A 7,423-nucleotide genomic window follows, 5' to 3' on the forward strand; every position below is an offset into this window, starting at 1 on the left:
ACTACAAAGAGCTATAAGGTTGCTTCTGTGGTTCTAAGCTGGGTTTCTGTCCCAATGATGAACTTGTAGGGTGTACACCCTGCGTTTTGAGCGTGTTGTATGTGATGTTTTTTCACCAGGAGGAATGCACTGTAACCCGCATTTTTGACAACGCCACTGGGCTTGTTGCTTAACTTCCGTGGCAATTTCTGACCAATTATCTGGGTATAGAGAATAGGTGAACGTCATCAGTCTAATTAAACTAAAGCTTTGAGAATTGTAATGCTTCTAGGGCTGGGCTACGTTTGAAAAAATATTACTTCTGCTATTAGATAGTCTTAATAGCGGTAGTAATAAAAATTTGGCTGACTTAGACGACGATGAAAAGTGGCTAGCGCATACCTTCACTTATTTGCTTTTTTGTATACGATAATCACTCTATCTAAGTAAAGTTCATCCGTTACTATTGAGATGGTTCGTATGTAATCACAGGAGGTAAGCAAACTTCCGGCACAGTCTACTAGTGTAAAACTAATACATCGGGGCAATAATTTTTTGCTACATCTTCCTGTACTTGATTCCTAATTATGAAAACAAATTTGTCAAGGTCGAATGGTTTGAGTAAATATTCCTCAAACTCTACATCTGGAATTTGGTCATGAGTACCTGTGGTAGATGTTGAAGTCACAATGATTGGGATATGATTTCCATTGTCTGCTTCCATAGCACTCAATGTATTTAGCAATGTATAAATACTTTCACCTAAAAACCTAATTTCACAGACAAGAATATTGGGCGTGAACCAACTCAAAATTTCTAAAGCTTCTTTTACGGAACCAGCAGTAATCACATGTGCGCTCAAGTCTTTGAGTAAAAATGCGTACAAATCTCTACTGTCGCGATCGTTGTCTACAATGAGTACTTCTACACCTTTGAGTATCCCAACTGTCAAGCAAAAGCCATTGATTAAATTCATAACAAGACCTGCCATTAGGATTTTAAGTGCAAAGTGATCTGAAAAATCCGTAAGTAGAGATGCGAAATTGCACTGGGCTTCTCTACGAGACGCTATAGCGTAGCTTGCTTCCCCGCAGGGGTACGCCCCGCTAACGCGTCTCTAGTTTGTTCGGTGAAAAGGTACATTCATTGGAAACGTTTCCGTACCACTCTAAGTAAGCTATATGCAGCTTCTGGCTCAGGAGAAGAGTAGTCACAAAGAAAAGTACCGAAAGATGGATTTTTGCTAGAAATCAAATGAAAAACTTTCTGTAATATGGCAAGGTGTTGTTTGATTTACTAGATTAGTTGATTAACTACGATACAAAACGTAATAAAAACTAATTTGGTAGCCAACCTATTTGCGTAATTAACCAAAAGAATTATTGCCATTCCCTGTCCTCAAGTTCCTTCTGAGGCAACAATAAAGTGGCTTCAATTTCCTGCCTAATAGCAGATGTCACTTCACAATTGCTATGCAGACAATCGAGTAGTAACTGATTAGCATCATAGTAGCGTTGCAGCACTTGCTGTTGCTCAAGGCTAAACTGCCACTGGTGGTTAATGTTGCGGTAATTAATCACCGTCATGTTTAACTGTTTAGCCCAGGCTGAATAGTTCGTTTGCCACCATAGCCCAAACCGTTCTTGACTTTGACGAGAATTTGGAAATTGGTCAGAGAGTTGTTGCAGAGATTTATAAAGTCCAACATCCAGAACAATACCCAGAATGTTCGAGAGAGCATCTCCGCAGGCGTGGATGTGGGCAAAGTCTTGGCTCCCTTCAATTGCACACTCTAGCAGCAGGTTATTTAATGCCGCATCCAGAAACATGCCTTGGTCGAGGCTGCTGGCTAAGGCAAACTGAGAAGCTATGTTAGGAGTCCGACTCAATGCTAGGTAAAATGCTCGAACTGTCGCATCTTTTGATTGGCTTGGAATAGTACGAGATTTTTGGCTGGCCCAGGCCAAAAACTCTTGTAAATAAGGGTCTTGGGCAACCAGTGCATCAATCTGTTGCTTCATCAACTGTACCAGCCCGTCTGCACTCCTGAGCATGGTAGCTGTTAACAAGAAGATTTCGCGCCAGTGCGGGTCAGTGATGTGACCCACTAGCCCTCCCAACGCTTGCTCCAATGCCTGTAGGTTATGGCTGGCAACGATTTTCCTTGCCGTGAAGTATTCTTGAAATGCTAGATAGGAGAAGGAAAAAATTCCCCGCGCCCGTTCTGCCAGTAGCCCATGTTGAGCCTCGATTGCTTTCAGCGCCGCTTCGCTTTCTATTTGCAGTTCCTCTGCATCCATTGGCACATTAGTCAGATTCTGAATATACTCACCAATGTATTGCTCAACGATGCGTTGCTCAAAAAAGTACTGACTCTGCTCAAATGTCGCCGCTGCAATCTGACTCAATAACTTGAGCTTTTGTGGTAACAAAAACCCTCGATAAATATCATCCCGTTCAATGCCTCTGGCTTCATCCCATTTGCCCAATAGAAGGTCTAAACCTTGCTTATAAAAGTCAGTCCGTTTAGTCGGAAATTTTTCTTGACCGTGAAACACCCAGCAGGCAAGATGCAGAAATAGGGGTGTAACTACGAGTTGGCGAAATTGCCAGTTTTCATCTAAGTCTAACTTCTGAATAAACTGAACTGATTGTGCCTGACCATCTTGAATATTTGTCTTGGTAAAGGCCACAAACCATTTTTGAGCGAAAGCGATGATTTGTTGTGAGGTAAATGAAGCAATCTCAACATCAGTAAAGCCTCGCAATCTGAGCTTTTGAGCTGCTGTTCGACAAGTCGCCACCAACTGATTTTTGTGATACTTATCTGAAAATCTGCGAATTTCGCTTAAGACAGCATTGCTTTGTTGATTAAGAACTTCATCCATACCATCAAGCAACAGTAACACTCTACCTGCACTAAGCAAGGTTTCGATTATTGACGGATCTGAAATTCCAGATATAACAAACTCTTGGCGGATGTAATTTAATAGGCTGAATTCGTTGCTAACTTTAGATTCTTCCGCAAAATTTCTCAGTGCAATGAAAATAGGAACCTGATTGGCTGCAAATGCACCTTGGTTACATTGAATGGCAAGATGTTGCAAAAAGGTGGTTTTACCAACTCCTGGTTTTCCTAGCACCCTAAGCTTGGGGTAGGTTTCTACTGCCCGCATACCGGGTATTTGTTTTAGGGATACTTCGCCTAAGCCAAAGTGGTCAAATTCTTCTCGATTGAGGTTTTGGATGTCAGCAATTTCTAACCACTGTTGACTAACAATTTCCTCCAAAATATTCACATCAATATATATGTCATTGATCGCAACGGGACGGCTAATATCCAATAACTGCAAAATACCACACTGGTCTTGAATTTTGTCGAAGCGTTGTGATCGCACTTGTTGCACTAATGTATCAATATCCAGGACAGAGGGCTTAGTGTATTCTTCTAGTTCCAAGAATTCTGCCGGAGGATTACTAGCAATCTCTCGCCAATTCAGTTCCAGCACCAAACAAATTTCAATAAAGGTATGACGCTCAACCGGACGACCACTGAAAAACCGCCAAATTGGTTGTCTCGTCTTGAGGTTGACTTCTACTGCTAGATTGTCTTGTGTCCATCCCTTGAAAGCAAATGCTCTTTTAGCCTGTTGAATCCCAGTGAGTGATGCTTGGAGCGATCGCTTGACCATAGGACAAAAACCCTGCTCCTCAAATCTATGAACTTTAACTTTTATTAATATCTGCAATATTATAGGTTTTTATATGATACTAGCATTTTCACTGCTTAAAGTTATACAAAATCCCAGAGTTACTCTCAAGTTTTTAAATTTTTGCGACAAACTCAAACGTTATACATTTATCTTATACATTAGAAGATTTGCCAATGCTGAATTAAAACAATGTTTCGTTTTTAAAACATAAATTGCCAAATTAATTTAGCTGATGTTGTTTTTATTGATCAGGCAAATTTGAAGATAAATGATGTCGCCGTCTAAAAGTATTTACTAAGTTAAACAACCTCAAAAAATATAAAACGAACCTCTCTCCTCTTAGGAGAGAGGTTTAGAGAGAGGTATAACATTTAACTTGCTTGAGTTCCTGAAAACATATCTAGACAGTCGTGAGGTAGTGACTATAAATAGTTTTTAGACTACACACGTTATTATTTATACGTTTGTTGGCTGAGGAATCAACAATGATGTGGATGACACCGTTATCATCAACAGCATCGGGTTGTGAGGCTGTGATTCATAATCTGGATTGAAACTATTGAAAGGGTTAATTTTAAAGCTTGAGCCTTCAATCGCTTTTATGGGCATCACCTTGCCGGAAACGATGTGATATGTCAGGAGTTCCTGGAGTTTATTAATATTGTTAAGCAATGTCTCTACAGTACCTGTTGGAAGCTTTGCAAAAGCTTGATCTGTGGATGCAGAGGAGATAAACGAGTCAACACCTTTGAGAGTATCTATCAGATTGGCAGCCTTGATTGCATCAACTATGGTACTAAAAGAACCAGAGGTAACGGCAGTATCAGTAGTATGAGCCTCTTCTTTCACTTGGTTTTATTTAATTTAGTAATGAATAGTTGTTAGTATGACATCCTAGTGTTATAAATCATGTTTGAGTAAGCGATTGAGAAGCGTATAAGTTGTATAATATGAGCTAAAAAATTAAATAACTAGAATACACCAGAATTTAGGAGTTAAAAATTTGGAGTTAATGGAAAAATCTTGTTAGCCACAATTCAATTTTTTTATCTGGTTTGCCTACACTGTAAAACCTGCGATAGATTGTAAAACTAGGATGCCATTGTTTCTATGTTGTTGCTGCCTCTGCTGCAAGTAGTTATTTTTTACTCTTACCCCTCGTACTCTTCACGGGTGCTTCTTCACTTTCGCTGCTTTCAACAACTGCCTGCTGATTTTCAGTAGCCCCCTGAACTGACATACTACTATCGCCGTTATCAGATGCCTGATGACGGCGACGACTGCTTTTCTTCAACTCACCGATTAAATATTTGATTCTGCTGCCAGCCAAATTAATCCCCAAACCCTTCAGCATCTCTGAAATTTCGTCGTAAGTGTAGCCGTACTTATCAGAGGTCAGCTTCTCAATGTACCGTCTCATTTTCCTGATGGTCTCTCTGTCCGATACATCTTCCCGCTCTTTCGGTTTCTGTGACTTCAGCAAATTGATGGCTTTATCAATCTTGCCCTTCGTAATTACTTCTGAATTCTGATGCTCACTCATGGTTATCTCGTGAATCCCGATTAACTGATAATTATCGGCTATTTGAAATAATTTGTACCAATTGATTTTCAAAATCTTACAAAAATCGGCTATTGCGGCTACGCCGAATTACCTCTTCGCATCACGGCTACGCCTTATACTTTTTAGTGTGGCAGCTTCGCTGGTCTGATTATTCAAGCTAATGCTAAACAATCTGACTGTTACAGCTACGCTGAATCAGAGAATTTTATTTAAAACAGCTACGCTGAATTATTTTTTAGTATTACGGCTACGCCGGACTATTCTATTGTGTGGCAGCTACACTGAAGCAGAGAATTTTCATATAGCAGCTACGCCGTTTTTATCTCCTCTATGGTGGCTACGCCGAACCAGAATTGATCTCCTGCTTGATTTAATTCAACTTCCGGCTACGCCGTTGCTATCCTCCCCTGTAAGTTGTAGGATGATCAGCAGCACGGCTACGCCTTTATACTCCTGCCTTCAACCCCCTGCTGTGTCCTCCGTACAGCCGTAATATACAACACCTCACCACCCCCGTATTTGGGCTAGAAGCCAGCCATGCCTCAAAGCTTACGCTTTGTCTCGCTGCGCTCGAACGGCAGACTGGTTCAAGTGGGGAAACCCCCCTTGAAAAACCCCCCTCGCAATGTCCCGATATCTTCTTGATTTATGACGAACCGCAAGCAGTCAAAAGCTCTAGTCCGAAAGCATATTTTTCCAGTGAGATTAAGTGATATCGAATTGGATCTGCTGCGAATAAAATCACTTGACGCGGGAATGTCAGCGAGTGAACTGATGAGGCGTAATGCGTTGATGCGTCCGTTACCAAAACGACTGAGTAAAATTAGTTTGCAGACATACTGGGAATTAGGACAAATCGGGAACAACCTCAATCAGCTTGTAAAGGCAACTAACACAGCACTCTTAGTTGGGCGAACTTTACCTGCTGATCCAGAACTGTTACGAGAACTTTTAGAACTGTTGCACCAGTGTAGACGAGACATTGCCTCGGATGACATTGAAGACGAAGATTCGGAAGAGGAAGAGGATGATTGGGAAGCAGACTAAAGGCAGAGGTTTTCGCAAGTTGTTGGATTATTTGGAATCTCGTGAAGATGCTAAACTAATCGGCGGCAATATGAGCGGGAGAAATGCGCGAGAATTGGCGCGGGAATTTAAGCTGTCTCGACAACTAAATTCTGATGCAGACCGAGTTGTTTATCATGTCTCACTGTCAGCAGCTAAGGGTGATAAATTAGATGATGAGAAGTGGAGCGAGATTGGCGATCGCTACATGAAGGAGATGGGCTTTGATGCCAATCAGTTTGTCATTTTCCGCCACCATAACACCGATGACGACCACATCCATATTGCAGCCAGCCGCATCAGGATGGATACAGGGCTAGTAGTGCATGATTCTTGGGATTATGTACGCTCTGAGAAAGTCCTGCGACAGATTGAAATTGACTATAATTTGGTGCAAGTCCAAGGTAGTAGAGAAAAACTGAATCGCACACCCAGCACTGGGCAAATCAGGCGTATAAGGCGAGAGCAAGAAGAATATGAACTAGGTAAACTTGAGCAGCCACCAGGACGCACTATTAAAGAGGAACTTCAGCAGACAATTGATAGGGCTAGTGTTGATAATCCCCAAATGCCAACGCTGATTATGCGGTTGCAGTTAGCTGGCATTAGTGTCAGAACAGGATTTACTAGGAACGGTAAGTCTAAAGGTATTTCTTATGAGAAAGATGGGCAGGCTTTTAGTGGCACACAACTAGGTGCAGCTTACACTTTCCCTGGCCTGCAAAAACATCTTGGCATTGACTACCAACCAGAACGTGATGATGAACCTATTCATGAATTGCTGCTCAAACCTGTTAAACCACTCCCAGTTGAGGAGTTAGAAAAGTTTCTTCAAGAAATTGAACGCTTTCAGCAACAGCCCCAGTTCACTCCACCACCAGAGGATAAAGTTGTTTGGCAAGTGTTGCACAAGTACTTAAGCGAGAAACGCTATATACCAGATTATATTGTGCAAGGATTACATAATAATCAGTTGCTTTACATGGATGAGCAACGAAATATTTTGTTTATCAAGCGTGATTTAGATGGTGAAAAAACTGGCGCATTAGTGTGATTTTACCCCCTGCATGACCAAATTTTGAACCATAACGTGACCAAAAGT

General features: G+C 41.3%; 6 protein-coding genes and 1 pseudogene. 2 read left to right on the top strand and 5 right to left on the bottom strand.

Features of this window, described 5'->3' with window-relative positions; genetic code table 11:
• Positions 1-33: 33 nt before the first annotated feature.
• The 5 genes and pseudogenes from VB740_RS23035 to VB740_RS23055 form a co-directional block, all read right to left on the bottom strand.
• Entirely contained in the window at positions 34-228 is a 195-nt protein-coding gene (locus tag VB740_RS23035) for a hypothetical protein (RefSeq protein ID WP_323202227.1), read from the bottom strand.
• A gap of 271 nt (positions 229-499) precedes the next feature.
• A complete protein-coding gene (locus tag VB740_RS23040) occupies positions 500-955 on the bottom strand; it encodes a response regulator (RefSeq protein WP_323202228.1) in 456 nt (151 codons plus the stop codon).
• A gap of 403 nt (positions 956-1,358) precedes the next feature.
• Positions 1,359-3,671: an NACHT domain-containing NTPase gene (locus tag VB740_RS23045; RefSeq protein ID WP_323202233.1), complete on the bottom strand. Its 2,313-nt coding sequence runs from the start codon at positions 3,669-3,671 to the stop codon at positions 1,359-1,361.
• Between the two features lie 421 nt (positions 3,672-4,092).
• Positions 4,093-4,541, bottom strand: a pseudogene (locus VB740_RS23050) (fasciclin domain-containing protein).
• A 289-nt stretch (positions 4,542-4,830) separates the two neighbouring features.
• Complete coding sequence (locus VB740_RS23055; protein ID WP_323202230.1) at positions 4,831-5,235, bottom strand: hypothetical protein; 405 nt, start codon at positions 5,233-5,235, stop codon at positions 4,831-4,833.
• A 669-nt stretch (positions 5,236-5,904) separates the two neighbouring features.
• On the opposite strand from VB740_RS23055, the gene VB740_RS23060 reads away from it, so the two are divergent.
• Positions 5,905-6,303, top strand: coding sequence for a plasmid mobilization protein (locus VB740_RS23060; RefSeq protein ID WP_323202231.1), 399 nt, complete (start codon positions 5,905-5,907; stop codon positions 6,301-6,303).
• A complete protein-coding gene (locus tag VB740_RS23065) occupies positions 6,284-7,375 on the top strand; it encodes a relaxase/mobilization nuclease domain-containing protein (protein WP_323202232.1) in 1,092 nt (363 codons plus the stop codon). The genes VB740_RS23060 and VB740_RS23065 overlap by 20 nt, the downstream gene beginning before the upstream one ends.
• Positions 7,376-7,423: the final 48 nt, after the last annotated feature.

The organism is Nostoc sp. UHCC 0251, from assembly GCF_034932245.1.
In the GTDB taxonomy this organism is placed as follows: domain Bacteria; phylum Cyanobacteriota; class Cyanobacteriia; order Cyanobacteriales; family Nostocaceae; genus Nostoc.